Origin of the sequence: Formosa undariae (assembly GCF_042427615.1) — a bacterium.
Classification (GTDB): Bacteria; Bacteroidota; Bacteroidia; order Flavobacteriales; family Flavobacteriaceae; genus Formosa; species Formosa undariae.
Genome location: NZ_JBHMEZ010000032.1, coordinates 251,310 through 278,032, shown reverse-complemented (window position 1 = coordinate 278,032; position 26,723 = coordinate 251,310). Strand labels below are relative to the sequence as shown.

The following is a 26,723-nucleotide window of genomic DNA, read 5'->3' as shown; positions in this document are numbered from 1 at the left end:
CTATGGCTGAAATTATTAACATGCCTCGTTTGAGCGATACCATGGAAGAAGGTACCGTTGCAACGTGGTTGAAAAAAGTTGGAGATAAAATATCTGAAGGAGATATCCTTGCTGAAATCGAAACAGATAAAGCAACAATGGAATTTGAATCGTTTCATGAAGGAACTTTACTTTTCATTGGTGTCCAAGAAGGAGAAACGACTAAAGTAGATGAATTATTAGCTATAATTGGTGAAGAAGGTGAAGACATTTCTGCACTAACTAGTGGTGGTTCACCTGCAGCCGCAGAAGAAACAACAACTGAAGCACCAACAGAAGAAGCTCCTGCAGCATCTACTGCTAGTGCCGAACTTCCAGAAGGTGTGATCGTGGTTACTATGCCTCGTTTAAGTGATACCATGGAAGAAGGTACTGTTGCTACTTGGTTGAAAAAAGTTGGTGATAATGTAGAAGAAGGAGATATCCTTGCAGAGATTGAGACGGATAAAGCCACTATGGAATTCGAATCTTTCAATACAGGAACTTTATTATATATTGGATTACAAGAAGGTGAATCTGCAAAAGTAGATGCATTATTAGCTATTATTGGCCCTGCAGGAACAGATGTTTCTGGAGTAGCTAGTAATTTCGGTGCTGCACCAGAAGCTCCTGCCGCTAAGGCTGAAGCTCCTAAAGCTGCAGCTCCAAAAGCAGAGGCGCCAAAAGCCGCTCCTGCTGCTAAAGCTGCTGCACCTGCAGCAACGCCTAAAGTAACTAGCGATGGCGGACGTTTATTCGTGTCTCCATTAGCTAAGAAAATTGCAGACGAAAAAGGATTTAATATTGCAGATATACCAGGTTCAGGAGAAAGTGGACGTGTTATTAAACGTGATGTTGAAAACTTCGTACCTAAAGCTGCCGCACCTGCTGCCGCTGCCGGAACTGCTGCACCAGCATCAGAAGAGAGTTTTGAAGAAGTTAAAAACTCGAACATGCGTAAAGCGATTGCTAAAAACTTAGCAAAATCGAAATTTACTGCACCTCACTACTACTTAAATGTTGAGTTTGATATGGATAACGCAATTGCTTTCCGTAAGGAAGTAAATGCTGTTCCTGATACTAAAATTTCATTTAATGATATCGTAGTTAAAGCTTGTGCAATGGCTTTAAAAGAACATCCTCAAGTAAATTCTCAATGGTTTGACGACAAAATGAGATTAAACAACCACGTACACATTGGTGTTGCGGTTGCTGTTGAAGATGGTCTTCTTGTACCAGTTGTGAAATTTGCAGATCAACGTAAGTTGACTCAAATTGGTGCTGCGGTTAAAGAATACGCGATCAAAGCTAAAACTAAAAAATTATCACTTGAAGAAATGGAAGGTAGTACTTTTACTATCTCTAACTTAGGTATGTTCGGTATAGAGACATTTACATCTATTATCAACCAGCCTAACTCAGCAATTCTTTCTGTGGGAGCAATTGTTCAAAAGCCAGTTGTAAAAGACGGAGCTATTGTAGTAGGTAATACTATGAAACTTTGTTTAGCTGCCGATCACAGAACTGTGGACGGTGCTACTGGAGCTTTATTCCTTCAAACATTAAAAGGATTTATTGAAAATCCAATTTCGATGTTATTATAATCGAAGTGAACACATATTTAAAAAAGCCATCCTAGTGATGGCTTTTTTTATGCGTTAAATTTTGCTTTTATATAAAGTATTACTAAAAGCGATGTCAATTCAATGTGGACAAGTATATTTGTTATAGATATTATTTTGAAGATTAAACTCTCGTATTACATTATGAAAAACGTTATTATAACAGGCACAAGTCGTGGCATTGGATTAGAACTAGTGAAGTATTTTGCTGAAGCAGGACATCAAGTGTTAGCCTTGTCTAGAAATGAAAAACCGATATCGGATTTAAAACTTAAGAACGTCGCTACTTTTTGTTTCAACTTAGAGGAGGATGCCGATTTCGAAAAAGTGAATCGCTTTGTAAAGGAAAATTGGAAACAAGTGGATGTTTTAATTCATAACGCAGGCGCTTTAGTTAATAAGCCATTTTCAGAATTAACAAAAGCCGATTTTCAAACCGTATATAAAACGAATGTCTTTGGCGTTGCTCAACTGACTCAAACCATACTTCCGTTTATGCTAAAAGGAAGCCATATGGTTACCATTAGTTCAATGGGAGGTATTCAAGGCAGTATGAAATTCCCTGGACTTGCTGCTTACAGTTCTAGTAAAGGTGCCGTCATTACATTATCAGAATTACTTGCCGAAGAATATAAAGAATCTGGAATCGCATTTAATGTGTTGGCTTTAGGAGCAGTACAAACAGAAATGTTAGAAGAAGCTTTTCCAGGCTATATAGCGCCAACAACAGCAGAAGGTATGGCGAGTTATATTTTCAATTTTTCATTAACAGGACATGCTTTTTATAATGGGAAAGTGTTACAAGTGTCCTCTACAACTCCATAATTATGAGTAAATATAAATGTGTGATTTTCGATTGCGATGGTGTCCTTGTCGATAGTGAAGCCTTAAGCAATGGTGTTTTGGTAGAGTTAGGTAATCATTATGGTGCAAATTTAGATTTAAGTTCTGCCATTAAAATGTTTAAAGGCTGTTCCATGAATGCGTGTATCGAAAAAATAGAGACTTTAATTAATAAACCTTTACCTGAAGATTTCGAGTCGCAATATAGAACCTTAAGTATGGAAGCTTTTAAAAACCATATAAAACCTATTAATGGTATTAAAGAGGTTCTAGAACAATTAGAATTACCATTTTGTGTCGCATCAAGTGCGCTCGAAGCTAAAATGAGGTTAAATCTAGAATTAACCGGTTTATTGGATAAATTTGAAGGCCGATTATTTAGTTGTTATACCATACAGAAATGGAAACCAGATCCAGCTATCTTTCTTTGGGCAGCGGAATCTATGGGGTTTAAGCCTGAAGAATGCCTTGTAATAGAAGATAGTTATTCTGGTGTTACAGCGGCTAAAGCTGGAGGATTTGATGTATTTGGCTATACTGCAGACGATATACATAATCAACTAAAAGGCTATCCAACTTTAGAATTTAATAACATGAATCAATTAATCTCATTAATTCAAAACGCGAAATAAAAGAGGCCATTCTATATCAGAAAAAAGACTAATTTTGCTCGAAATTTTTAACAAATATGCAACATACTACAGATACCATTTTAATGGTTCGTCCCGTTAATTTTAGAATGAACGAACAGACAGCTGTTAATAATTATTATCAAACAGCGATGAAAGGTGTTTTGCCAGAAACGGTAAATGTAAAAGCACAACAAGAATTTGATAATTTTGTTGAGAAATTAACAACCATTGGAGTACAAGTTATTGTAATAAATGATAACGAAAAATTGGACACTCCGGATTCTATTTTTCCTAATAACTGGATTTCATTTCACGAAAATGGTACGGTGGGATTGTATCCTATGTTTGCAGAAAATAGACGTTTAGAACGTCGTGAAGATGTTTTTGATGTACTAGAAGAAAAAGGTTTTGTAATTAACGATGTACTGGATTATACGAGTGCCGAAGAAGAAGGCTTGTTTTTAGAAGGTACCGGAAGTTTATTATTAGATCGTGTAAATGGAAAAGCATATTGCGCATTGTCTGCTAGAGCCGACGAAGATTTATTTATAGAGTTTTGTGAAGATTTCGATTATTTTCCTGTTGTTTTTACAGCTTATCAAACGGTAGAAGGGGAGAGAAAACCTATCTACCATACTAATGTAATGATGTGCTTGGCAGAGAATTTCGCCGTTATTTGTTTAGAGAGTATAGACGATAAAAAAGAACGTAAACAGGTGCTTCAGCATTTAAAGGAAAGCGGAAAAGAAATTATTTCGATCACAGAATCTCAAGTAGAGCATTTTGCAGGAAATATGCTTCAAGTTCGTGGAATTAACGATGAGTTATTCTTAATTATGAGTAGTTCTGCACATCAATCATTAACGGGGTCTCAAATTAATACCATTACTAAACATTGTAAAATTGTACATAGTTCTCTAGATACAATTGAAGCTTGTGGTGGTGGAAGTGCACGCTGTATGATGGCTGAGGTATTTTTGCTTAAAGCGTAATTTTCTATTAATTGTAAAGATCTGTTTGTTTTAAATGAGGTAACGTTGTTTATTCTCGGATTTTAGAGTCCGTTGGAAACGTTTATATCATCTTTCCATATTACAATCTTTCCCTTTAATGTGATAAAAATAGTATCTTTGGCCTCTTAATTAAATCAATTGTAATGAGTATACAAGAGTCTTTGTCGCAACACGTCAAACAAGCCATAAAATCTATTTATAATGCCGAATTAGAAACAGTAGAATTTCAGTCGACTCGTAAAGAGTTTGAAGGAGATATTACTGTGGTCGTTTTTCCTATGTTACGCGTTGTAAAAGGAAATCCAGTTCAAATTGGTGAGGCTGTTGGTGCATATTTACTTAAAGAAGTAGAAGATGTAACGGGCTATAATGTCGTTAAAGGATTCTTGAATATTGTAATTGCAGATTCTTATTATCAGAATTGGTTTAATAGTATAAAAGCAGAACCTACTTTCGGATATGTAACTCCAATTGAAGATGCTAAAGCTGTTATGGTAGAATATTCTTCTCCAAACACAAATAAGCCGCTTCACCTTGGACATATCAGAAATAATTTATTGGGATATAGTGTTGCCGAAATTTTAAAAGCTTCAGGGCAAAATGTATACAAAACTCAAATTATAAACGACCGTGGTATTCATATTTGTAAAAGTATGTTGGCTTGGGAACGTTTTGGAGCTGGTGAAACACCGGAAAGCACAGGTTTAAAAGGTGATAAGTTAGTCGGGAATTACTATGTAAAATTCGATCAAGAATATAAGAAGGAAATAGAAACTTTAAAAGCAGATGGACTTTCTGAAGACGATGCTAAAAAGCAAGCACCAATTCTTTTAGAAGCACAAGCCATGTTGTTAAAGTGGGAAGCAGGAGATGAAGCCGTTGTTTCGCTTTGGAAAACCATGAACCAATGGGTTTACGATGGTTTTGAAGTGTCTTATAAAAACTTAGGTGTAGATTTCGACTGTTATTATTACGAAAGTGATACGTATTTACTAGGAAAAGAATTTGTTGCCGAAGGTTTAAAAACGGGAGTGTTTTTCCAGAAAGAAGATGGATCTGTATGGTGCGATTTAACTGAAGAAGGTTTAGATGAGAAAATCGTTTTACGTTCAGATGGTACCGCAGTGTACATGACGCAAGATATTGGTACTGCCATTCAGCGTATAAAAGATTATCCAAATGTTGGAGGTTTGGTTTATACCGTTGGTAACGAGCAAGATTATCATTTTAAAGTCTTATTCTTAATTCTTCAAAAATTAGGATTTGAATGGTCTAAAAACCTATTTCATTTAAGTTATGGTATGGTAGATTTACCAAGCGGAAAAATGAAGAGTAGAGAGGGAACTGTTGTCGATGCCGACGATTTAATTTCTGAAATGGCTGAAACAGCAGGAGAAATTTCTGAAGAATTAGGAAAGTTAGATGGGTATTCGCAAGACGAAAAAGACGAATTGTATAGCACAATTGGTCTTGGCGCTTTAAAGTATTACATCCTAAAAGTAGACCCTAAAAAACGAATTTTATTCGACCCTAAAGAATCTATCGATTTTCAAGGAAACACAGGGCCATTTATTCAGTATACCTATGCGAGAATTCAGTCTATAATTAGAAAAGCAGACTTCGATTATACGATAGATACTCCAAAAATTGAATTACACGAGAAAGAAAAATCGTTGCTAAAACAATTACAATTGTTTCCTGAAGCGATTCAATTAGCAGCAGTGCAATATAGTCCTGCAATAATTGCAAATTATACTTACGATTTAGTAAAGGAATTTAATTCTTTCTACCAGAATGTATCTATTTTAGGAGCAGACGATTTAAATGAAAAAATATTTAGAGTGCAGTTGGCTCAAGCAGTTTCTACAACTATAAAAAATGCGTTTAAGTTATTAGGAATTCAAGTTCCAGAACGCATGTAATTTTAAAATTGTTTTAAGGAAAATATGAGAGAAAAATTAAGACAAATTGCTTGACTAATTTAGAATCATAAATATATACTCAAAAAATATAAACGTATTAGTGATAAGCTAATGCGTTTTTTTTGTTTTAAATTTAACGTCGCTATAACGGTTGGGTGTGTTTACAATATCTATTTTTATAGATTAAATGGTTAAGGTAAAAACACATAATAGTTTCATTCAATTTCTCAAGATTTTTAGTCTTGGAATGCTTTTGTTATTGTCTCCATGTTCGGTTAGAACGAGTTTACAATCCGCTTTACAACTTGATAAAACTGAAGTTACTAGTAAAAGTAAAATAGCTCAATTAAATAGGAGTTGTGACACGTTTGAAGTCTCCGAATTTAGTACTTCAGACAATAGTAGTAAGCATATTAAGATTGCTGGAATATTACCTCTACATTCAAAGTACATTGGCTTAGAGACCGTTTTGGTTTTAGAGAAACCGATTCCTTTTCTTGCACAAAGTAAACGTGTTCATCCTTTAAAAATTCCGCTTTATATTTTGTATAAAAATAAGAAAGATGTCATTTTAACGTAACGATCAACTACGTTAAAATTATTTTTCATTTTACAAAATATACATTCATGAATACAAATATATCGCAGTCATATACTACGGCTGGTATGTTTACTCTCAGCTTACGTTTAGTTGTGGGGTGGACTTATTTTTCTGCTTTCTGGCGCAGATCAATATTAGCAAATAAATTAGATCCGGAAACAGCAGGTTATATCGGAGAAAAATTCAATCATTTTTTACCAAACGCTCTAGGTATAAAACCTATAATTCTTCATTTAGTAGAAAACCCAGATTCACTTTGGTGGGCAATGGCTAGTTTTACTATTATAGAAGGTATTGTAGGACTATTAATTATGCTTGGACTATTTACACGTTTAATGAGTATAGGCGTGTTTAGCTTGGCTATGGGGATTCTATTAGGGTCTGGTTGGATTGGTACCACTTGTCTTGACGAATGGCAAATAGGTGTCTTGGGAATCGCAACAGGATTTACATTGTTCTTAACAGGAAGCGGAAGATATTCTTTAGATTATTACTTTATGAAGAAAGGATTTCCTATTACCAAAAAAACGATGTTTAAATGGTTGGGTTCTGGGCCACTTCCGCTAACAGAAAAGTTTGTCTCTAGAGTGACTCTTGTTGGTGCTGTTGGAATATTATTTCTAACTCTATTTACTAATCAGTATTTCCACGGTGGTGTTTGGGGAACTTTACATAACAAATCGGTAAAGCCTAAAATTGAAATTTCTAATGCACATATTAAAAATGAAACATTAAACTTTGAGGTTTTTAGAGTTGAAGGTGTCGATGTCTATGGTTCTTTTCTAATTGGAATTGATGTTATGAATCAGGATAATCAATCTGTTTTATCATTAAATGGGGAACAATTAGCTGAATTTAAAACTGAAATGATTAGTAATAAATATGTGGCCAAAGTAAAACCTGGAGCACATAGCTTAATTATTCCATTAGGATCTCGGGCCGAATTAAAGTTAATAGATAATCGTTTGAAGCTTTTACCAAAAGGAGAATTGACTTTAAAGCTAACAGATATTAGTGGGATAACTTGGGAACAAGAAATCTCTATGAATTAAGTTGATAAAGAGGCTTTAAAACAAAAAACGTGTTAGAAATTCTAACACGTTTTTTTTATGAGTATTTTATTTAGATTAGTCCAATTCCCAACCAATGGTAGTTTGAAAAACATAATCGGTAGTTGATGCACCTTCAATAGGTTGACTATCGTAGTTATGTGTTAGACCTAATTGCACAAAGAAATCTAAAGGTAAATCATATTTAACATTAAGATTTAAATCGGTTCTTATACGATCACTTTCTGTTAAACTAGGGTATACTACAAATTTAGAATATAGACTTAAATCGTCGTAATCGAACATATTTAATTCTAATGATAAAAAGGCTTCTAAACTGTTTTTTGTTTTAAGTGAAGGGTCTGTATAGTTTTCATTGGTCCAAGCTAAACCAGTACCTGTTGCAAAATATACACGATTTGAATGAATAAAATATTTACCAATACCTCCTTGTGTTGAAGAACGTAATTTTAATAACTGCTCGTCGTTAGATAAGAAATCGGCATTTGCTAAAGCAAACCAATCACGTTTCATAAAGTATTTTGCACCAATATTTGCATCTGTACGTTTGGTTTCATCTACATCGTCCTGATTACTTCTAACGGAGTTAAAACCTGCGGTGAATCCCCATTTATCTGCCGTATAGCCTATATTACTTAATATAGAAAACTGCGTTAAATTGTTAGTTTTTGCAAAGTTAAATCCGATAGATAAGCTAGCATCTACACGCGAAATAAAACTACCTTTTATAGCTTTAATATACACAATATCTTCAATATCACTTACCAATTCTATATTATCCTGTACAAGTGTCACCTTTCCTTCTTCACCAGGTGTAGATTTAAGAATACTATTAATTCGTCTTCCGTCCGATAAAGTCATTAGGTAGGTTTGGTTACTACTTACCTTAACAACTTCTTTCCATTTTACTTTAAAATCGCTGTCGCTATAAGGAGTTTTTATTGTTAAAACGCCTTTAGACATTTCCTTAATTTCTCCAATAAGTTTATCGTTATTTTTAAGGACTAAAGTGTCATTTTGAGCACGAATTTGATGAATTGATGAAATTAAAAAAGCTAAAAACAAGATGTGTTTACACCATTTTGATGTTTTAAAGTGTTCTAACATAGAATGTTGGTTTTAGTAGTATTTAAGCTGTAATGATAATATTTATTTGATCGGTGCGAAGATAATAAACTTTGGAGAAAATGAAAGCAGTCGAATATTTTATCTTAAATATTTGTTAATTCTTGTCCTTTTTTGATTAAAAAAAAAGCATCATATCTTTTCAAATATGATGCTTTAGTTTATGGTAATAATTTTTTAAACTCTATTTTTTTCTTAATTCAAAAATATCTTTTCGTCTATCTCTTAAGTTTTTTACACTTCCAAATTGGTTAAGATTTCTAAGTAGGTCGATATCGACGTCTGCTATTAAAATCATTTCGGTGTTTGGTGTTGCTTCAGCTTTAATCCCGTTTGCAGGAAAGGCAAAATCACACGGTGTAAAGACCATAGATTGTGCAAACTGAATATCCATGTTATGGACCTTTGGTAAGTTACCAACACTTCCAGCTATGGCGACGTAACATTCGTTTTCAATGGCACGTGCTTGTGCGCAATGTCTAACTCGAGAATATCCGTTTTGAGTGTCTGTTAAAAATGGCACGAATAAGATGTCCATTCCTTGATCGGCTAGCAATCTGCTTAATTCTGGGAATTCAGAATCATAACATATCAGAATACCTATTTTACCACAGTCGGTATCGAAAGCTTCAAGCTTGTAACCACCTTCCATTCCCCAGACTTTAGCTTCGTCTGGTGTAACATGCAATTTTTCATAGCGTTCTGTCGTACCATCTCTTCGGCATAAATAGCCAACATTATACAGTCGGTTGTCTTCAGCGATTTCTGGCATACTTCCCGTAATAATATTGATGTTATAAGAAATAGCTAGCTTAGAGAATCGTAAAACAATTTCTGCAGTGTGTTCAGCTAAATTTCTAATTGCATCAGGTTCCGATAAATGATTATCGTCTGCCATTAACGGTGCATTAAAAAATTCAGGAAACAAGGCGAAGTCACTTCTATATCCAGAAACGGCATCGACAAAATATTCTGCTTGTTGCATTAATTCATCCAAATCGTTATAAGGACGCATTTGCCATTGAATTAATCCTAAACGAACTATCTTTTTTGTAGTAGCTGCTTTGGTTTCTTTCTTCTCATAATAAATGTTATCCCACTCTAAAAGCACGGCATAATCTTCAGAATTACTATCGCCTTCTAAATAATTTTTAAGCACACGAGTAGGATGAAAGTCGTTAGAAATTTGAAAGTTTAAAACAGGATCGTGAATCTCTTTACGTTTTACTTTATCAATGTATTCTTTAGGACTAAGCTCGTTAGAAAATTTATGATAATTAGGAATACGTCCACCAAAAGCCAAGCCTCTTAAATTAAGACGTTCGCACAATTCCTTTCGGTAATCGTAAAGACGTCTACCTAAGCGTAAGCCTCTAAATTCTGGTTTAATAAACACATCGACGCCATAAATAACGTCGCCGTCTTTATTATGGGTGTTAAATGTGTAATTTCCTGTAATATCTTTGTACGTATGCGCATTGTCAAACTGACTATAATCTACAATTATAGAGAGTGCACAACCCGCAATTTGGTTGTTTATTTTTATAACAACTTGTCCCTCTGGAAATTGTTTTAATAGGGTTTCTATTTGATGTTCTCTCCAATAGGAATCGGGCATGCTGCTGTACGACTCAATCATTGCTGCTTTAAGTTCTTGATAATCGTCAAGACTTAAATAAGCTAATTCAATATTTTCAATATCTTCCATGAAAATCTGTTTACTAGTATTTTAGGGGCGAAATGTACAAATTAATTAATCAGCTTTTTAAATTAAATTGAGGTGCTAACTTAATTTTTTTAGGCCTTCATAAACGACAATTCCAACGGCATTAGCTAAGTTTAAACTACGGACGTGTTCACTAAAAAGTGGAATTTTGAAAAGGTCTTCTTTGTGGTTTTCAATTAGTTCCTTTGGAAGTCCTACTGATTCTTTTCCGAAGATGAGAAACATATCATCTTCAAAATTGATATCCCAATGGTTCTTTTCGCCGTGACTAGACAAAAATGCCATTTTTTTGTTTTCATTTATTTTGAAAAAATCTGTAATAGAATCGTAATACGTCACATTTAGATGTTGCCAATAGTCCAAACCTGCGCGCTTTAACCGCTTGTCGTCTATTTCGAAACCAAAAGGTTTTACTAAATGTAAGTTAGAGCCTGAGGCCAAGCTTAATCGACCAATATTTCCCGTATTATTTGGTATTTCTGGCTCAAAAAGAACAATGTTTAGTGGCATAATGTAAGTGGTATAGTAATAGAAAAAAGACTTTTCGTTTTCTGAAAAGTCTTTTTTAAAATTTAATTATTTTTTATTTTGTTGTTCTTTAATTGTTTCGCTATTCATATCGAACTTTCTGGTGTCCTGATCGGTATTTGCCGTAGGATTTGTTGGATTCGATTGTTTTTGTTTTGGATTAAATTTCTTTTGATCTTTAATAATTCCCATGATATTCATTTTTATTAGTTCATCCATAAGGTATAAAAATGAATATTCACAGGTCGCCAAAACCGTCTTAAACCCTTGTTAACAAACGTTAAGCTTTAAGTTGTGGTTTAATTTTAGATGTGAAATCTCCAATATTATTAATACCATTTTCGGTAATATACTTTATAAATGCACTTCCAATTATAGCTCCTTTGGTGTATGTTGCTGCCTGATTAAAAGTTTCAGCATTATTAATTCCGAATCCGATGATTTGTGGTGTTTTCAAATTCATATCAGAAATACGTTTAAAGTAAGCGGTCTGCTCGTCTCCAAATCCTGACTGACTTCCAGTTACACTTGCACTACTTACCATATAAATAAAACCGTTAGAGATGTCATCTATAAACGCAATACGATCGTTAGACGTTTGAGGTGTAATTAAAAAGACGTTTACCAATCCGTATTTCTCGAAAGTGTCTTGGTAGTGGTCCTTGTATTCGTTTACAGGTAAATCAGGAATAATAAAGCCATCGATACCAATCTCTTGACATTTTTTACAGAAGGCCTCTACACCATATTGTAAAATAGGGTTGAAGTATCCCATTATTACTAACGGTATTGATACTGTTTTTCTAATGTCTTTTAACTGTTCGAATAACTTTGCTGTAGTCATTCCGTTTTTTAGGGCTTGCGTAGAACTTGCTTGAATGGTTGGACCATCGGCTAATGGATCACTAAAAGGTAACCCGATTTCAATCATATCCACGCCATTTTTTTCAAGGTCTTCAATGATGCTTACCGTATCGTTTAAACTAGGATATCCAGCGGTAAAATATATAGACAATAATTTTTTGTCTTCTTGGAGTTTTTGATTTATTCTGTTCATAACAGTTTTGTTTTTTTCAGTTGAATTAGATAAATACTAATTCAGGTAAATTCTTTTTGTTCGTAAGTCTAAACAGGTTACATGTTCTCTATATTCAATTTAAAAACCTTTCTAATGTGATGCTGAAACGAGTTTAGCATGACGATCTGTTGATGTTTTAGTCTTAATTCAATATTAACACATCCGTCACCCTGAATTTATTTCAGGGTCTCATTATTTATTATTTCGTGTGATACTGAAACAAGTTCAGTATGACGCTTCGATTTTGTTTTAGTTTCTACCTTTAGATTTTTACTAGAGTATTAATGTCTCAAGGGTTGGATTTTTCTGTTTTATTAGATTCAATTTCCAGACTCTTTTCCAGTTTTTTAGTTGTTTCTCTCTAGCTATTGCTTGTTTTATATCACTAAATTCTTCATAATAAATAAGGTCTTTAAGATTATACTTTTTAGTGAAAATAGAACCAATCCCATTTTGATGGTTTGTAATACGGGTAATCAAATTAGAGGTTACACCAATATATAGAGTTGTTCTATGTGTATTGGTTACTATGTAAACGAAACTTGATTTCATTTTTGCTATTCTCTTGTGTGATGCTGAAATGAGTTCAGCATGACGCTTCGATTTGTAATTTGTTTTAGATCATCTACGTCAACCTGAATTTATTTCAGGTTCTCACTAGAGAATTAGAAAGTGAATTATAACCTTTCAATTAATTTTTATACTCTGGTGTGATATTGAAACCAATTCAGTATGACGCTTCGAATCATATTTTTAGATTCTCACTAGCGCATTACATTCTAGATTTTAAAATAATCAATGTAATTCTGTAAATCTTTATCACCACGACCAGATAAACTTAATACAACGACCTCTTCTGGCTTGAATTTTCTATTTTTAAATACAGCCAAAGCATGAGAACTTTCAATAGCGGGAATAATACCTTCTAATTTACAAAGTTCCATTCCAGCGTTCATAGCTTCGTCATCTGTAATTGAAATAAATTCAGCACGGCCTGTAGCAAATAAATTGGCATGCATTGGTCCGACACCAGGGTAATCTAAACCGGCAGAAATCGAATACGGTTCAGTGATTTGTCCGTCGTCAGTTTGCATGAGTAAGGTTTTACTTCCGTGAATAATACCTTCTCTTCCTAAAGCAGAAGTGGCTGCACTTTCTCCTGAATCTACACCTAAACCAGCAGCTTCAACAGCGATTAAATTCACGTCTGTTTCATCTAAATATTGATAAAAAGCCCCAGCAGCATTACTACCACCTCCAACACATGCAACAACATGGTCTGGTTTTGTACGTCCTTCTTTTTCTTGCAATTGCCATTCTATTTCTTGAGATACAACAGATTGGAAACGAGCTACCATATCTGGGTACGGATGAGGTCCAACTACACTTCCAATTATGTAATGCGTATCTACCGGATTATTAATCCAATCGCGAATTGCTTCGTTAGTCGCGTCTTTTAACGTACGACTTCCAGATAGTGCTGGAATAACAGTCGCGCCTAACATTTTCATACGTGCCACGTTTGGTGCTTGACGAGCGATATCAATTTCACCCATATATACAATACATTCTAGGCCCATAAGTGCGCAAACCGTTGCTGTCGCCACACCATGTTGTCCAGCTCCAGTTTCGGCAATAATACGTTTCTTACCTAAGCGATTGGCCATTAAAATCTGACCAATAGTATTGTTTATTTTATGTGCTCCAGTATGGTTTAAATCTTCGCGTTTAAGATAGATTTTAGTATTGTATTTCTCGCTTAATCGCTTTGCGAAATATAACGGAGATGGTCGCCCAACATAATCTTTTAATAACTGGTCGAACTCTTCTTTAAATGAAGGTTCGGCCATAATTTTTAAATAGTTTTGGCGTAACTCTTCAACGTTAGGATATAGCATTTCCGGGATGTATGCACCTCCAAATTCGCCATAATAACCTTTCTCATTTACATTGTAACTCATGGTATGTTGTTTTGCAGCTATGTTGCTAAATAATTGCTTTTTAAATTGTTTTACACGGTCAAAATCTTTAAAACCTGGCTTGATTTCAAATTTACTATTTACATCAATGGCATAACAATATTTTGATGCTTTACTTTTCGAAAATTCTAAAACATCTTCTATTTCAGAATCTCCAATACCTCCACTTAAAAAATAAGGTTTTGTTGAAGGATACTGTTCAAGAATATTCCAATTGAAGGTATAACCATTTCCGCCAGGAAGTTTACCTTTTGTATCGAAAAGGAAATAATCGCATACGGTTTCAAATGGTTTTAAAACATCAAAATTAAATTTATCCTTGATGGAAAATACTTTAATAATTTCAATATTAGGAAGCTCTTCATTTATTGTTTTACAATAATCAACCGATTCTTCTCCATGAAGTTGAACTGCTTGCAAATTGTTTGCCAAAACGGTTTTAATGACGGTATCAGTTGAAGCATTTACAAATACACCAACTTTTTTAGTGCTTTCTGGGATGTTAGGAATTTCTGTGTTTATAAAACGTGCCGATTTATCGTAAAAAATAAATCCCAAATAATCAGGTTGTAAACTCCCTATTTCTGTGATGTTTTCGGGGAATTTCATACCACAAACTTTTAGTTTCATAACTATTGGTTTAAGGCATTTATAAACTCGGTTGCACTTGCTCCTGCATTGTCCGTTTTCATGAAATTTTCACCAATAAGAAAACCTTTATAACCATAGGGCTGAAGTATTTTAATGGCTTCGATATTACTAATACCGCTTTCAGATACTTTTACAAAATCGTTTGGAATTAATGTGCTTAATTCCTTACTGATGTCTAGCGACACTTCAAAAGTTTTTAAATTTCTATTGTTTACACCAAGCATATCTAAACTTGGCATTAATGATTTGTGAAGTTCTTCTTCGTTATGCACTTCTAAAAGTACATCTAAGTTTAAGCTTTTTGCGAATTCTGAAAACGTTTTAATTTCTTCTCGCGTTAAAATTGCCGCGATTAATAAAATCACATCTGCACCGTAAGCTTTGGCTTCAAGAAGTTGATATTCATCTATGATAAATTCTTTGCGGAGTAAAGGCAAGTTACAACTCGCACGAGCGGTAAGTAAATCGTCTAAACTACCTCCAAAATATTTGCCATCGGTTAGTACAGACATTCCACACACTCCAGCATCTTCGTATCCTTTTGCGACATCAAACACATTTAAATTATGGTTGATGACCGATTTTGAAGGAGAACGACGTTTATGCTCTGCTATAATACCACTTGTACTTGCTTTTAATGCCGCCGCCAAAGAATTTGTAGTTCTTGTAAACAATATAGATTGCTCTAATTGCTTTACAGGAATAAGCGATTTTCTTAATGCAACTTCTTTGCGTTTATCGGCAACAATTTTATCTAAAATATTCATACTATTATGCACTTAAATGGACTAATGTTTTGAATCGTTTTAAGGCTTCTCCAGATTGTAAAGATTCCTTTGCGGCCGCAAAACTATCGGTTATCGATGTGTCTTTTACCGTTTTTATGGCCATGGCGGCATTCGCGCAAACCGTATTGTTTTGGGCTTCTGTACCTTTTCCTTGTAGGATACTCATAAATATATCTGCAGCATCTTTAATGGTGTCTCCACCAAAAATGTCTGATTGTTTTATTTTTTGTACTCCAAAATCTTCAGGGGATAACATGGTCTCAGAATGATTCGAAATCACTTTTGTTTCACTTGTTAGTGAAATTTCATCATACCCGTCTAAAGCGTGTAGAATCGTAAAATTCTTGTCTGTATTCTGATATAAATAACCGTATAGCCGCGCTAATTCTAAATTAAAAACACCTACCAATTGGTTCTTCGGAAACGCGGGGTTTACCATTGGACCAAGCATATTAAAGAATGTTTTTACACCTAATTCTCTACGAATTGGAGCGACATGTTTCATCGCTGGATGAAATAGAGGCGCGTGCAACACACAAATCCCCGCTTTTTCTAAACTGTTTTCTAAGAAGCCGGCATCGTTGGTGAATTTAATTCCTAAATGCTCCATCACATTACTAGAACCAGAAATGGAAGAGACTCCGTAATTTCCGTGTTTCGTAACATGTACGCCTGCTCCTGCAGTAACAAAAGAAGCTAATGTAGACACGTTAAATGTGTTTTTTCCATCACCTCCAGTTCCGCATAAATCTATTGTGTTATACCCGGATAAATCTACTGCCAAACACAATTCTAAAAGCGCATCTCTAAAACCTTCTAACTCGTCCGTGGTGATGCTACGCATCATATACACTGTTAAAAATGAGGCAATCTGACTTTGGTTATATTCCCCGTGAGAGATGTTGACCAGCACACGTTTTGCTTCTTCTTTCGAAATATGTTCGTCGTTTATAAGTCTGTTAAGTATCTGTTTCATAATTAACTATTTATCCAGTTTTTAAGCATTTGCTTTCCGTTAGGTGTCAACACCGATTCTGGGTGATATTGTACCCCGCGAACATCGTAAACTCTGTGACGTAAAGACATAATTTGTCCGTTTTCATCGAAAGAAGTAGCTTCCAATACATCTGGTAATGCATTTGAAACGACCCAAGAATGATAACGACCTACAGGGAATGTCTTGTCGAAACCATCGAATAATTTTTCGTCGTCTACACACAAGGTAACGTCTGTAGCTACACCATGATACACATTATCTAGGTTTTCAATGCTTCCGCCAAAAACTTCGGCCATAGCTTGCTGACCTAGACACACTCCTAAAATACTTTTAGTTGGAGCGTATGTTCTAATAATTTCTTTTAATAATCCAGCTTCATCAGGAATTCCTGGGCCAGGAGATAATACAATTTTGTCGAAATTTGCAACCTCGTCTAAATCAATTTTATCATTTCGTTTTACGGTAACTTGGCACCCTAAATCTTCTAAATAGTGCACCAAATTGTAGGTAAAACTGTCGTAATTATCTATAACTAATATATGTTTCATTTTGTACACTATTAAATGTTTTTAGCTAAATCTATAGCTTTGGTTAAAGCACCTAGCTTGTTGTAAACTTCTTGTAATTCGTCTTCAGGTTTCGATTTTGAAACGATTCCTGCTCCCGCTTGCCAATGTAGCTTGTGGTCTTTGCTTAAGAACGTTCTAATCATAATCGCATGATTAAAATTACCGGTAAAATCCATAAACCCGATTGCTCCACCGTAAAATTCACGACTTGTTTTTTCGTATTTTTCAATCAGTTGCATCGCTTTATGCTTAGGTGCGCCACTTAATGTTCCTGCAGGAAATGTGTCTGCAACTACTTGCATGGTGATCGTGTCGGCATGTTTTTTACCAATTACTTTACTTACTAAGTGAATCACGTGCGAAAAGAATTGCACTTCACGATACGTATCTACAGTAACTTGGCTTCCGTGACGACTTAAATCGTTTCTTGCCAAATCGACAAGCATCACATGTTCTGCATTTTCTTTATCGTCTTTTGCTAATTTTTTAGCAAGTTCTGCATCTTGTTCATCATTACCTGTACGCTTAAATGTTCCTGCAATAGGGTGAATTTCGGCATTACCATCTTGTACAATCAGTTGCGCTTCCGGAGAACTTCCGAAGATTTTAAAGGTGCCGTAATCAAAATAGAATAGGTAAGGGGATGGGTTAATACTTCTTAAGGCGCGATAGACATTAAAGTCGTCTCCCTTAAATTCTTGAGAGAATTTTTTAGATAAAACCAATTGAAAAACATCGCCTCTAGCACAATGTTGTTTGGCTAAAACCACATTCTTTTTATATTCTTCGTCTGTTAAGTTGGAAGCAATGTCGTCTTCAGGAGTAAACTGATAGGTTGCGAATTGATTTGACTTTATAAGCTGATTTAAGTCATCGATATTATTTTCGCCATCGTAACAATGTGCAAAAATATAAGCTTCATTATTAAAATGATTTATCGCGATTATGTTTTGGTAAACCGCATAATATATATCGGGAATACCTAAAACCTTGTCTTTTTTAGTGATCTCGATATCTTCGAAATAACGAACGGCATCATAACCTATATATCCAAAAATACCATTATTTATAAATTTAAACTCTTCATTCTCGTCTGTCTTAAAACGTTTGGTAAAGTTGTGAATCTCTTCAGTAACCATACCGCGTTCTGTAATAGGTTGAGAAATGATTTCACCATTAGGAAATTCCTGAGTAATCGTTTCGTTTTGGACTTTTATTGAGGCAATCGGATTACAGCAAATGTAAGAGAAACTGTTATCGTTAGCGTGGTAATCGCTACTTTCAAGTAAAAGACTATTAGGGAAACGATCTCTAATTTTTAAATAAATGCTAACCGGTGTAATAGTATCGGCTAATATTTTTTTGTAGTGTGTTGTGAGTTTAAATTGTTTCATTTTTTTGTAATAAAAAAAGGCTTGTCGTGAATGACAAGCCTTGTTATTTTGAGTTTAAAATATACAATAGGTTTAGTTCACGAAGATTGAATTTCGAGAGCTCCACCACCAAGTAATATTTAAATTTGTGTTCAATTCTTTAATTATTTGATTCAAATATAGGAATGTAAATTTAGTTATCAAATTTTTTTAGAAGAAATTTAAAAAGAGAATTCCTGTAGGTCCGTAAATTAATACATAACACCACAGGAATTTAACTCATTCACACACTGTAACTAACAATTGAATTAGGAATGTTAGAATTTTAAAGACACATTTAAGTCAAATTCGTTATAAATGGCTTTGTCTTGTAAGTCGTCGAAGAAACTCGCCGAACCGTATTTAATATCGTATTTCGTTCTGTCTATTTTAAAAGCTGCTTTTGCGGTACCTTCTGCAACAGTCATATTAAATGTTACAGGCTTTGTAATGCCTTTAATAGTTAAATCTCCAGTTACAGTATAATCTGTAGCTCCACCTTCAACTTTAGTAAACTTTAAGGTTGCTGTTGGGTATTTATCAGTTCCAAAAAAGTCATCTGCCTTTAAATGTCCATCTAATTTGACCTTAGATTTTCCTTCAAGATCGGTTGTGTTTATAGATGTCATGTCCATAGTGAATTCACCTCCGACTAATACTTTTCCATTGAATTCTAAAGATCCATCTTTTAATGTGATGGTGCCGTCATGTTGTCCTGTAACTTTGTGTCCTGTCCAAGTTATCTGGCTTGTTTTTACGTCTACTTTCTTTGTTTTTAAAGCTGAGAACGATGCTACTGTGATTGCTAAAACTAATAGCATTGCGATTTTTACTGTGTTTTTCATTTTAATTTATTTGTGTTTGGTTACTATTTATAATGGATTACTATTGTTATTAATTGATTTCAATTTATTAGTATTTTGTACTGTTGGTTAGAACCTTATGATCTTAATTTAGTAAGTAAATAATTCAAATTTTCTAATTCCTCTACAGATAGATTTGAGGTCACATTATCTTCGGTTTTATTAATATTCGGATCTATTTCTTTTAAGAGTTTCAGACCGTCTTTGGTGATGAAAATGTCAACTTTTCTTCGATTTTTCTCACAAATGAACCGTTCTACATACCCTTTTAAAATAAGTTTATCTACCAGACGTGTAGTGTTACTCATCTTATTAATCATTCTATCTTGAATGTCTTGTAGGTTTGCAGGACTTCCTTTTTTACCTCGTAAAATACGCAGCACATTAAACTGTTCGTTAGAAATGTCGAAAGATTTTAAAACAGGGTGGGTCATATCTTTTATCCAAATGGCCGAGTACGCAATGTTTAATACGGTCTTTCTGTTTAACGGAATGGGCTGACTTGTTTTAAGTATGTCTTCTAACTGTTTCATGTACAACTATTGTATATACAAATGTATAGTATTGTGCCTTTATAAAGTACACTCTTTTATATAATCTTTTGTTAAAGATTGTATTATAGCTTTTGTGGATGCCTCTGCATTAAAAATCCGAATTGTAGTTATTGAGTTACGGAGTAGAAATAGTTTAGTAAATGTGAGGAAAACAAACCTTGAACAAATAAAAGGATCGGAATATGTAAGACTTCTTGTTTTTTTTCGATTATATATTAAAGAAATTATAAATTTGTAACCAAAACATATATACTACAATGGCAGATTTAACACAAGAGGAATGGGTAGAGCAGTTAGCTAGCGATAGCAATGCTGTGATTTTAGATGTTCGTACAGACGATGAAGTAGATCAAGGTTTTATAGAAAATGCTAAGCATATTGATTTTTATTTAGGTCAAGAATTTGTAAATCAGCTTGATGAATTAGATAAAACAAAAAACTATTATGTGTATTGCCGTTCAGGAGCAAGAAGTGGTAAAGCTTGTGAAATGATGGATCAATTAGGAATCGAAAATGCGTATAATTTATTAGGCGGATTTAATGAATGGGATGGAGACGTTGCAGAGCGCTAAAATTAGATGAAAAAAATAAGTATACTATTTTGCTTGATATTACTGGTGTTTACATCATGTAATCACCAAAACAAAGGCGTGATTGAAGCTGTTACTGCAGAAGAAATGCAATCTCTTATACATTTAGACGATGTACAATTGGTTGATTTACGATCTGAAAAAGATCGGCTATTACAGGGTTATATCGCGAATTCACAACATATCGATTTTAATTCTGATACGTTCGAATCTGATATTGCGAATTTAGATAAAACAAAGCCGGTAGCACTATATTGTAATTCGGGAAAGCGAAGTGCAGAATGTGCAGAAAAATTAATAGAGGCTGGTTTCGTTAAGATTTTCGATTTAAAGGGAGGTGTCTCCGAATGGAAACATCAGGGCAAAGAACTGGTAATAGATTAGATTTTATTACGTGTTAAAACAAAAAAAGCAGGATTAAATTATCTCTAATTTAATCCTGCTTTTTTTTAAATAACTCTAATGTGTTTTAAAAGAGCAATTGGAATTATTTGGTAAACGAAATGGAGTCACCTTCTTTAAGTTGCCATGCATCAGCTAAACCAGAATTAATTTCCAATACATACATTGCTGGTTTATGTGATAATACAGTAGTTTCATCCATAGGTTTTGCGTTTTTAGCAATCGTTACTATGGTTTTATTCTCCCCGATATAAATAATGTCTAATGCAAACTGCGTATTTTTCATATAAAATCCACGAGGTTCTTCATTAGGAAAAACAAATAACATGGCATTCGTATCTTCCATAGAAGATCTATACATTAAACCTGTTTCACGATCGTATTCCGTATCGGCAATTTCAATATTTAAAGTCTTAATTATGGAGTCCGTTTTAGCTTTGTAAAGCTGTAGTTCGCCTTCTTTATGAAATGAAATTTCGGTAGGTGCAAGGTTTACTTTTTTATCATCTTTACAAGACGTATTTAGTATACAAACAGCAAAAACGAGAACAAATAACTTAATAGACTTCATAATAGTTTATTTTTAGGCTTTTTTAGAGACTCCTTTATAGACAAACATAAAGTAGAATCCAACTAATATAAATGGGATACTTAACCATTGTCCTGTGTTTAGAGCCCATGTTGCGCGATCGTCTACTTGGGCTTCTTTTACAAATTCCACAAAGAATCTAATCGTCCAAAGTAGTACTAAAAAGAGTCCGAATAAGAAACCTGGATTGTCTTTTTTATTGGTTTTAGAATAGAGAACCCATAAGATAATGAATACAAATATATAGCAACCTGCCTCGTATAACTGTGCAGCATGTCTGTAAGGTACCGCATCTAATAAGTTTTGAAATTGCGGATTGTTTGCTATGGCATTATAAGCTTCTTTTGGATCTTTAAGTCCTGTTAACTGAACAGCTTCTCGTTTGCTATATTCATCTTGAATAAAACGAACACCTAAATTCGAATCGGTGATTTTTCCTATTATTTCTGAATTGATAAAATTTCCAATTCTAATAAAAATGGCACCTAGAGATACTGGAATCACAATGCGGTCTAAAATCCACATTAACGATTTGTAGTTGTGTTTCTTCCTGTATAAATACATTCCTACAATAATACCAATAGCGGCACCGTGACTTGCTAAACCTTGAAATCCTGTAAACTCTAAAGTCGGATTCGTTCTTATAGGTAAGAAAATACTAAGAAAATCTTCTTTAAACAATTCAGGTTGGTAGAATATAACGTGACCTAAACGTGCACCAATCATGGTTGCTAAAACGGTGTATATAAATAACGGATCTAAATATTCTAAAGATACCTTTTCTTTTTCATAGATACGTTTCATGACGTACCAACCTAATAGAAAGGCTGTAACCCACATTAAACTGTAGAAATGAAGTTGAAAATTACCGATGATCTCAATTCCTGAAGTAGGATTCCAATCGAATTTTAAAAAGTGCATAGTATTTAGTTTTCAATGCGTAAATATAGACATTTGCACAAGGATTAAAAAAGAATAGCGTGTTAAGGACTCTTAAAATATAGTACGTTAAAAAGAATAAATTAAGGAACAGGATCGTATCCAGAGCCTCCCCAAGGATTACAGCTTAAAATCCGTTTTATGCTTAGCCAACCGCCTTTTATAAGTCCATGTTTTGTAAGTGCATCTTTAGTGTAATGCGAACATGTTGGATGGTATCTACAAGACGCAGGCGTTAATGGAGATATAAGGGTTTGGTATATCTTTATTAAGAATAAGAAAGGTGCAATTAATAAACGTTTCATGGTGATATAAAAAACGGACAAGTGAAAATACTTGTCCGTGTTATGTTTTTAATTTGTCGAGAATGATGTGCCGTCTTTACCGTCGTTTAGTTGAATACCAACGTTCGCAAGTTCGTCTCGAATCTTATCTGATAAAGCAAAGTCTTTATTGGCTCGTGCTTCTTGACGTAATTTTATAAGTAAATCTACAGCTCCAGTTAATTTATCTTTACCTGTCTCTATTTGAGATCCGTGAACTAAACCTAAAATATCAAATGTAAAGGTGTTCATGGTCGCTTTTAATTCCTGTAGATCGGCTTCGGTAAGTGTCGCTTTTCCTTCTTTTAATTGATTGATGAATTTTACACCTTCAAATAAATTAGCAATTAATATTGGAGAATTAAAGTCGTCGTTCATTGCATCATAACACTTCTGTTTCCATTCTGCAATGTTAATTGAAGATGAGCTAGCAGCTTTAAGTGTCTCTAAATCTGAAATAGCATCCATTAATCGGTTGAAACCTTTTTCACTTGCTAACAAGCCGTTATTCGTAAAATCTAGGATGCTACGATAATGTGCTTGTAACATGAAAAAACGTGCCACACTTGCACTAAAAGCTTGTGTAATATTCTTGTTTTCTCCAGTAAATATTTCTTCAGGAAGGATGTAATTTCCTGTAGATTTCGCCATTTTTTTACCATTCATAATCAACATATTGGCATGCATCCAATAGTTAACAGGTGTTTGGTGATTACACGCTTCGGCTTGAGCAATTTCACATTCGTGGTGTGGGAATTTTAAATCCATTCCGCCCCCGTGAATATCAAAATGTTCACCTAAATATTTTGTACTCATAGCAGTACATTCTAAGTGCCAACCCGGAAAACCATCGCTCCAAGGCGAAGGCCAGCGCATAATGTGCTGAGGTTCTGCTTTCTTCCAAAGTGCAAAATCTTGTGGGTTTTTCTTATCTGTTTGCCCGTCTAAAACACGTGTATTGTGAATTAAATCTTCAACATTTCTTTTACTTAATTTACCATAATCGTTGGTTTCATTAAATTTTAAAACATCAAAATATACAGAGCCGTTAACTTCGTAGCCAAATCCATTATCGATAATCGTTTTTATTAATTCGATTTGTTCAATAATATGGCCAGTCGCTGTAGGTTCGATACTTGGCGGTAGAAAATTGAATTTATTTAGAATGTTATGAAAATCGACAGTATAACGCTGTACGACTTCCATAGGTTCAATTTGCTCTAAACGTGCCTTTTTAGCAATACGATCTTCTCCTTCGTCTGCATCGTTTTCTAAGTGTCCTGCATCTGTAATATTACGGACATAGCGCACCTTGTAGCCTAAATGTTTTAGGTATCGAAAAATAGTATCGAAAGACATAAAAGTTCTTACGTTTCCTAAATGCACATTGCTGTAAACCGTAGGTCCGCAAACATACATCCCAACATTACCGTCGGTAATAGGAGTGAAAAGTTCTTTTTTTCCTGAAAGTGAATTGTAAATTTTAATGCTTTGTTGCTTGTATAGCTGAGGCATGTTCGTGCTGATTTAAAATTGCGTCTCTAATTTAATGTACTCGATAAACTCTCTTCGGGTGTCTTTTTCTTTAAATTTACCTCCGAATTCGGCAGTAACTGTACTGCTTTCGATATCTCTAATTCCTCGCGCATTTACACATAAATGTTTCGCATCTATAATACATGCAACATCATCTGTGCCTAAAACAGCTTGTAATTCTTTTACGATTTGAATAGTTAATCGCTCTTGAACTTGAGGACGTTTCGCATAATAATCTACAATACGATTCATTTTAGATAAACCTACAACATTACCTTTAGAGATATAAGCAACATGTGCTCTACCTACAATTGGTAAAAAATGGTGCTCGCAAGTGGAGTATAGGGTGATGTTTTTTTCAACTAACATTTCACCGTATTTATACTTATTGTCGAAAGTAGACGCTTTTGGTTTGTTACTAGGGTTTAAACCGCTAAAAATTTCTTTTACAAACATTTTAGCAACACGGTTTGGAGTTCCTTTTAAACTATCGTCGGTTAAATCTAGTCCTAATGTTTCCATGATTTGGCGAACATTTTCGTTTATAGATTTAATTTTTTCTTCATCCGAAAGTTTAAAAGCATCTGCAATCATTGGAGTATCTGTAGCACTTCCAATATGGTCGTCGCCATAAGCATCAAACTCTTCTATATTATTATCAAATTTCATTTTCTAAAAAATAATATTATTTTAATCTGCAAATATAAGTAATTCAGTTTTCTTTAAGTTTGAATTGGGAAACTTATTAATTGCTGTTTGGTTGTATAAAAGAAACAGGTCTGAATTCAAAAAGAAAACAGACCTGTTTTTTTGTTATATAGTCGAATTATAAAGCGAAACTTACTGAAAATGTTAAACTTGAAATTTTAGTATCTAAAGAAGTCGTATCTGTTAAACCTACATTATAGAGCTGATATTCTGAATCGCGTTGTGACTGGTCGAAAGTGACATCTAATTTTGTGGTTCCAATGCTATATCCTAATCCAACAGAATAGCCTGTTAAGTCGCCAATAGTTTCTCTGTTTTTATAAGGGCTTTCTTCAAAACGATACCCACCTCTAAAGCTAAGTTGTTTCAATCTGTATTCCCCACCGACAGCAAAAGAAGATGCGCCTATTAATTCGTTACTAATAATCTGATTTTGCTTGTTAAAGTTTGAGTCGTTTTCTGGTTTGAATTTTGAATTTCCGTAATCTTTATACGCATAGTCAAAACTTATTAAACCATTGCCTCCAAAAATATAAGCTAAACTTCCCGAAAGTTTTCCTGGTGTTTTTAATTGATATTCTGGATGAATATTAATAATTCTAGGATCTACAATTTGAGTTATGTCTCTTCCGTTTTCCGATCTAACAGTAGAAATATATTGAGAAGATTCTTCTTCAATAGTATACCAAGTAGGAGAGTTGTAAGTTAAACCGACTCTTAAATTATCGGTTGCTTTGTATATCGTTCCCACTTGAAATGAAAAGCCGCCACCTATAGTAGATAAGTTGTTTTCAAAATCTACCTGTTTCACAACAGAACCATAATTAGAATTTCCTTCTTCAAAATAAGTATAGCGATCGTAGTTTATAAAATGTGTATTAAGATTAAGTCCTAAATACAATCTGTCGTTTACCTGAGATGCAAAATTTATTGCAATTTTACCATTGTACCCTGTGGCAGAATAGATGTAATGCTGATTGAATGTTCCAGGAGCAATGTTAGATGTATACTCTGTATTATCATCTTCAAAGTTATTTGGTTGCAAAATATAAGATTCATATCCTAAATATGCTTGTTGATTTCCAAACCCATAAAATTTTCCTATTTCAGAATATGCTTGAGAAATAGTTTCATTGGAAAGTGCCGAAATCTGATCTAAACGTTTTCCTTGTGCATTCGACAAAAAATAACCATCGATAGAATTGGAGTTTACACCATGCGATGCCCAATCGTCTTTAAAGTCTTGAGTTTTATCATAGGTAATTGCTAAAGTGAATTTTTCGAAAGAACTATTCATATTCGGATTATAAAACACGAAGGCTGTTCCTATTTGAGTGAATTCGGTAAAGGAATTAGAAAAAGAATCTTGTCCGTTAAAAAACTGGGTATCATTGTCTACATTTATGTTTGTTAACGAAACTGACATAAAGGTATTGTTAAAAACTGCCGATCCTGCAGGGTTCAAACTCGTGGCAGATAAATCTCCTCCTAATGCGCCAAAAGCACCACTTAAGGCTCTAAATCTTGCAGATCCTACAATATTGTCTTGAGAATATCGTACTGCGTCTGTTATGTTTTGAGCATAAAAAGCAGGCACTGTTAAGATGCCTGCTAGAATAAAAACTAGTATTTTAAAATTCATTAT

General features: G+C 34.1%; 28 protein-coding genes and 1 pseudogene. 9 read left to right on the top strand and 20 right to left on the bottom strand.

Translation table 11 applies throughout. The features are described 5' to 3' along the window. Positions 1-2 precede the first annotated feature (2 nt). From ACFFVB_RS18230 to ACFFVB_RS18200, 7 genes are all read left to right on the top strand, one after another. Positions 3-1,622: a dihydrolipoyl dehydrogenase family protein gene (locus ACFFVB_RS18230; protein WP_382384693.1), complete on the top strand. Its 1,620-nt coding sequence runs from the start codon at positions 3-5 to the stop codon at positions 1,620-1,622. Positions 1,623-1,784: 162 nt separating this feature from the next. Next, positions 1,785-2,465, top strand: a complete 681-nt coding sequence (locus ACFFVB_RS18225) for an SDR family NAD(P)-dependent oxidoreductase (RefSeq protein WP_382384692.1) — start codon at positions 1,785-1,787, stop codon at positions 2,463-2,465. Between the two features lie 2 nt (positions 2,466-2,467). Next, entirely contained in the window at positions 2,468-3,115 is a 648-nt protein-coding gene (locus ACFFVB_RS18220) for an HAD family hydrolase (protein WP_382384690.1), read from the top strand. Positions 3,116-3,171: 56 nt separating this feature from the next. Next, positions 3,172-4,107: a citrulline utilization hydrolase CtlX gene (ctlX, locus tag ACFFVB_RS18215; RefSeq protein ID WP_382384689.1), complete on the top strand. Its 936-nt coding sequence runs from the start codon at positions 3,172-3,174 to the stop codon at positions 4,105-4,107. Positions 4,108-4,271: 164 nt separating this feature from the next. Next, the gene (argS, locus tag ACFFVB_RS18210) at positions 4,272-6,050 is read left to right on the top strand and encodes an arginine--tRNA ligase (RefSeq protein ID WP_382384687.1); all 1,779 of its coding nucleotides are present in this window, start codon (positions 4,272-4,274) and stop codon (positions 6,048-6,050) included. A gap of 247 nt (positions 6,051-6,297) precedes the next feature. Further along, positions 6,298-6,630 carry a hypothetical protein gene (locus ACFFVB_RS18205; RefSeq protein ID WP_382384686.1) on the top strand — a complete coding sequence of 111 codons (333 nt, stop codon included), beginning with the start codon at positions 6,298-6,300 and terminating at the stop codon, positions 6,628-6,630. 47 nt (positions 6,631-6,677) lie between these two features. Then, positions 6,678-7,703: a TQO small subunit DoxD gene (locus tag ACFFVB_RS18200; RefSeq protein ID WP_382384685.1), complete on the top strand. Its 1,026-nt coding sequence runs from the start codon at positions 6,678-6,680 to the stop codon at positions 7,701-7,703. Positions 7,704-7,778: 75 nt separating this feature from the next. On the opposite strand, the gene ACFFVB_RS18195 is transcribed toward ACFFVB_RS18200, so the two are convergent. The 14 genes and pseudogenes from ACFFVB_RS18195 to ACFFVB_RS18130 form a co-directional block, all read right to left on the bottom strand. Further along, complete coding sequence (locus tag ACFFVB_RS18195) at positions 7,779-8,828, bottom strand: DUF481 domain-containing protein (protein WP_382384684.1); 1,050 nt, start codon at positions 8,826-8,828, stop codon at positions 7,779-7,781. Between the two features lie 202 nt (positions 8,829-9,030). Then, positions 9,031-10,554 carry a carbon-nitrogen hydrolase family protein gene (locus tag ACFFVB_RS18190; protein ID WP_382384683.1) on the bottom strand — a complete coding sequence of 508 codons (1,524 nt, stop codon included), beginning with the start codon at positions 10,552-10,554 and terminating at the stop codon, positions 9,031-9,033. 75 nt (positions 10,555-10,629) lie between these two features. Beyond that, positions 10,630-11,082 carry a tRNA (cytidine(34)-2'-O)-methyltransferase gene (locus ACFFVB_RS18185; RefSeq protein WP_382384682.1) on the bottom strand — a complete coding sequence of 151 codons (453 nt, stop codon included), beginning with the start codon at positions 11,080-11,082 and terminating at the stop codon, positions 10,630-10,632. Positions 11,083-11,148: 66 nt separating this feature from the next. Continuing rightward, a complete protein-coding gene (locus tag ACFFVB_RS18180; protein WP_382384681.1) occupies positions 11,149-11,292 on the bottom strand; it encodes a hypothetical protein in 144 nt (47 codons plus the stop codon). Between the two features lie 88 nt (positions 11,293-11,380). After that, entirely contained in the window at positions 11,381-12,157 is a 777-nt protein-coding gene (trpA, locus tag ACFFVB_RS18175) for a tryptophan synthase subunit alpha (protein ID WP_382384680.1), read from the bottom strand. A gap of 294 nt (positions 12,158-12,451) precedes the next feature. Then, the gene (locus tag ACFFVB_RS18170; protein ID WP_382384678.1) at positions 12,452-12,730 is read right to left on the bottom strand and encodes a GIY-YIG nuclease family protein; all 279 of its coding nucleotides are present in this window, start codon (positions 12,728-12,730) and stop codon (positions 12,452-12,454) included. A 227-nt stretch (positions 12,731-12,957) separates the two neighbouring features. Further along, on the bottom strand, positions 12,958-14,139 hold the full coding sequence (gene trpB, locus ACFFVB_RS18165) for a tryptophan synthase subunit beta (RefSeq protein ID WP_382384832.1): 1,182 nt from the start codon (positions 14,137-14,139) through the stop codon (positions 12,958-12,960). 48 nt (positions 14,140-14,187) lie between these two features. Beyond that, positions 14,188-14,766: pseudogene (locus ACFFVB_RS18160) on the bottom strand (phosphoribosylanthranilate isomerase); the annotation flags it as partial. A gap of 23 nt (positions 14,767-14,789) precedes the next feature. Beyond that, positions 14,790-15,575, bottom strand: a complete 786-nt coding sequence (trpC, locus tag ACFFVB_RS18155; protein WP_382384677.1) for an indole-3-glycerol phosphate synthase TrpC — start codon at positions 15,573-15,575, stop codon at positions 14,790-14,792. A 4-nt stretch (positions 15,576-15,579) separates the two neighbouring features. Further along, positions 15,580-16,572, bottom strand: coding sequence for an anthranilate phosphoribosyltransferase (trpD, locus tag ACFFVB_RS18150; protein ID WP_382384676.1), 993 nt, complete (start codon positions 16,570-16,572; stop codon positions 15,580-15,582). Positions 16,573-16,574: 2 nt separating this feature from the next. After that, positions 16,575-17,141 carry an anthranilate synthase component II gene (locus ACFFVB_RS18145; protein WP_382384675.1) on the bottom strand — a complete coding sequence of 189 codons (567 nt, stop codon included), beginning with the start codon at positions 17,139-17,141 and terminating at the stop codon, positions 16,575-16,577. 11 nt (positions 17,142-17,152) lie between these two features. After that, positions 17,153-18,556 carry an anthranilate synthase component I family protein gene (locus ACFFVB_RS18140; RefSeq protein ID WP_382384673.1) on the bottom strand — a complete coding sequence of 468 codons (1,404 nt, stop codon included), beginning with the start codon at positions 18,554-18,556 and terminating at the stop codon, positions 17,153-17,155. 296 nt (positions 18,557-18,852) lie between these two features. Further along, entirely contained in the window at positions 18,853-19,419 is a 567-nt protein-coding gene (locus ACFFVB_RS18135; protein ID WP_382384671.1) for a YceI family protein, read from the bottom strand. A 95-nt stretch (positions 19,420-19,514) separates the two neighbouring features. Further along, positions 19,515-19,970: a MarR family winged helix-turn-helix transcriptional regulator gene (locus ACFFVB_RS18130; protein WP_382384669.1), complete on the bottom strand. Its 456-nt coding sequence runs from the start codon at positions 19,968-19,970 to the stop codon at positions 19,515-19,517. Positions 19,971-20,248: 278 nt separating this feature from the next. Here ACFFVB_RS18130 and ACFFVB_RS18125 point away from each other — a divergent pair, with 278 nt between their 5' ends. Both ACFFVB_RS18125 and ACFFVB_RS18120 read left to right on the top strand, forming a co-directional pair. After that, positions 20,249-20,563, top strand: coding sequence for a rhodanese-like domain-containing protein (locus ACFFVB_RS18125; protein ID WP_382384668.1), 315 nt, complete (start codon positions 20,249-20,251; stop codon positions 20,561-20,563). Positions 20,564-20,569: 6 nt separating this feature from the next. Continuing rightward, on the top strand, positions 20,570-20,965 hold the full coding sequence (locus ACFFVB_RS18120) for a rhodanese-like domain-containing protein (RefSeq protein WP_382384666.1): 396 nt from the start codon (positions 20,570-20,572) through the stop codon (positions 20,963-20,965). Positions 20,966-21,068: 103 nt separating this feature from the next. On the opposite strand, the gene ACFFVB_RS18115 is transcribed toward ACFFVB_RS18120, so the two are convergent. The 6 genes from ACFFVB_RS18115 to ACFFVB_RS18090 all read right to left on the bottom strand — a co-directional run bounded on the left by ACFFVB_RS18115 (position 21,069) and on the right by ACFFVB_RS18090 (position 26,720). Then, positions 21,069-21,554 carry a DUF192 domain-containing protein gene (locus tag ACFFVB_RS18115; protein ID WP_382384665.1) on the bottom strand — a complete coding sequence of 162 codons (486 nt, stop codon included), beginning with the start codon at positions 21,552-21,554 and terminating at the stop codon, positions 21,069-21,071. Positions 21,555-21,566: 12 nt separating this feature from the next. Next, positions 21,567-22,493 carry a prolipoprotein diacylglyceryl transferase gene (gene lgt / locus ACFFVB_RS18110; RefSeq protein WP_382384664.1) on the bottom strand — a complete coding sequence of 309 codons (927 nt, stop codon included), beginning with the start codon at positions 22,491-22,493 and terminating at the stop codon, positions 21,567-21,569. A gap of 101 nt (positions 22,494-22,594) precedes the next feature. Beyond that, positions 22,595-22,816 carry a membrane protein insertion efficiency factor YidD gene (gene yidD, locus ACFFVB_RS18105; protein WP_382384663.1) on the bottom strand — a complete coding sequence of 74 codons (222 nt, stop codon included), beginning with the start codon at positions 22,814-22,816 and terminating at the stop codon, positions 22,595-22,597. Positions 22,817-22,864: 48 nt separating this feature from the next. Next, entirely contained in the window at positions 22,865-24,349 is a 1,485-nt protein-coding gene (gene cysS, locus ACFFVB_RS18100) for a cysteine--tRNA ligase (protein WP_382384661.1), read from the bottom strand. Between the two features lie 12 nt (positions 24,350-24,361). After that, positions 24,362-25,039 (bottom strand): GTP cyclohydrolase I FolE, encoded by a 678-nt coding sequence (gene folE, locus ACFFVB_RS18095; protein ID WP_382384660.1) that lies wholly within the window; start codon positions 25,037-25,039, stop codon positions 24,362-24,364. Positions 25,040-25,196: 157 nt separating this feature from the next. Continuing rightward, positions 25,197-26,720 carry an OmpP1/FadL family transporter gene (locus ACFFVB_RS18090; protein ID WP_382384658.1) on the bottom strand — a complete coding sequence of 508 codons (1,524 nt, stop codon included), beginning with the start codon at positions 26,718-26,720 and terminating at the stop codon, positions 25,197-25,199. Between the last annotated feature and the right edge of the window lie 3 nt (positions 26,721-26,723).

Excerpts from the sequence above, each read along its gene's own strand:
- ACFFVB_RS18230 (WP_382384693.1), top strand. The coding sequence starts at position 3 with ATGGCTGAAATTATTAACATGCCTCGTTTGAGCGATACCATGGAAGAA.
- ACFFVB_RS18225 (WP_382384692.1), top strand. The coding sequence starts at position 1,785 with ATGAAAAACGTTATTATAACAGGCACAAGTCGTGGCATTGGATTAGAA.
- ACFFVB_RS18220 (WP_382384690.1), top strand. The coding sequence starts at position 2,468 with ATGAGTAAATATAAATGTGTGATTTTCGATTGCGATGGTGTCCTTGTC.
- ctlX (WP_382384689.1), top strand. The coding sequence starts at position 3,172 with ATGCAACATACTACAGATACCATTTTAATGGTTCGTCCCGTTAATTTT.
- argS (WP_382384687.1), top strand. The coding sequence starts at position 4,272 with ATGAGTATACAAGAGTCTTTGTCGCAACACGTCAAACAAGCCATAAAA.
- ACFFVB_RS18205 (WP_382384686.1), top strand. The coding sequence starts at position 6,298 with ATGCTTTTGTTATTGTCTCCATGTTCGGTTAGAACGAGTTTACAATCC.
- ACFFVB_RS18200 (WP_382384685.1), top strand. The coding sequence starts at position 6,678 with ATGAATACAAATATATCGCAGTCATATACTACGGCTGGTATGTTTACT.
- ACFFVB_RS18195 (WP_382384684.1), bottom strand. The coding sequence starts at position 8,828 with ATGTTAGAACACTTTAAAACATCAAAATGGTGTAAACACATCTTGTTT.
- ACFFVB_RS18190 (WP_382384683.1), bottom strand. The coding sequence starts at position 10,554 with ATGGAAGATATTGAAAATATTGAATTAGCTTATTTAAGTCTTGACGAT.
- ACFFVB_RS18185 (WP_382384682.1), bottom strand. The coding sequence starts at position 11,082 with ATGCCACTAAACATTGTTCTTTTTGAGCCAGAAATACCAAATAATACG.
- ACFFVB_RS18180 (WP_382384681.1), bottom strand. The coding sequence starts at position 11,292 with ATGGGAATTATTAAAGATCAAAAGAAATTTAATCCAAAACAAAAACAA.
- trpA (WP_382384680.1), bottom strand. The coding sequence starts at position 12,157 with ATGAACAGAATAAATCAAAAACTCCAAGAAGACAAAAAATTATTGTCT.
- ACFFVB_RS18170 (WP_382384678.1), bottom strand. The coding sequence starts at position 12,730 with ATGAAATCAAGTTTCGTTTACATAGTAACCAATACACATAGAACAACT.
- trpB (WP_382384832.1), bottom strand. The coding sequence starts at position 14,139 with ATGAGTTACAATGTAAATGAGAAAGGTTATTATGGCGAATTTGGAGGT.
- trpC (WP_382384677.1), bottom strand. The coding sequence starts at position 15,575 with ATGAATATTTTAGATAAAATTGTTGCCGATAAACGCAAAGAAGTTGCA.
- trpD (WP_382384676.1), bottom strand. The coding sequence starts at position 16,572 with ATGAAACAGATACTTAACAGACTTATAAACGACGAACATATTTCGAAA.
- ACFFVB_RS18145 (WP_382384675.1), bottom strand. The coding sequence starts at position 17,141 with ATGAAACATATATTAGTTATAGATAATTACGACAGTTTTACCTACAAT.
- ACFFVB_RS18140 (WP_382384673.1), bottom strand. The coding sequence starts at position 18,556 with ATGAAACAATTTAAACTCACAACACACTACAAAAAAATATTAGCCGAT.
- ACFFVB_RS18135 (WP_382384671.1), bottom strand. The coding sequence starts at position 19,419 with ATGAAAAACACAGTAAAAATCGCAATGCTATTAGTTTTAGCAATCACA.
- ACFFVB_RS18130 (WP_382384669.1), bottom strand. The coding sequence starts at position 19,970 with ATGAAACAGTTAGAAGACATACTTAAAACAAGTCAGCCCATTCCGTTA.
- ACFFVB_RS18125 (WP_382384668.1), top strand. The coding sequence starts at position 20,249 with ATGGCAGATTTAACACAAGAGGAATGGGTAGAGCAGTTAGCTAGCGAT.
- ACFFVB_RS18120 (WP_382384666.1), top strand. The coding sequence starts at position 20,570 with ATGAAAAAAATAAGTATACTATTTTGCTTGATATTACTGGTGTTTACA.
- ACFFVB_RS18115 (WP_382384665.1), bottom strand. The coding sequence starts at position 21,554 with ATGAAGTCTATTAAGTTATTTGTTCTCGTTTTTGCTGTTTGTATACTA.
- lgt (WP_382384664.1), bottom strand. The coding sequence starts at position 22,493 with ATGCACTTTTTAAAATTCGATTGGAATCCTACTTCAGGAATTGAGATC.
- yidD (WP_382384663.1), bottom strand. The coding sequence starts at position 22,816 with ATGAAACGTTTATTAATTGCACCTTTCTTATTCTTAATAAAGATATAC.
- cysS (WP_382384661.1), bottom strand. The coding sequence starts at position 24,349 with ATGCCTCAGCTATACAAGCAACAAAGCATTAAAATTTACAATTCACTT.
- folE (WP_382384660.1), bottom strand. The coding sequence starts at position 25,039 with ATGAAATTTGATAATAATATAGAAGAGTTTGATGCTTATGGCGACGAC.
- ACFFVB_RS18090 (WP_382384658.1), bottom strand. The coding sequence starts at position 26,720 with ATGAATTTTAAAATACTAGTTTTTATTCTAGCAGGCATCTTAACAGTG.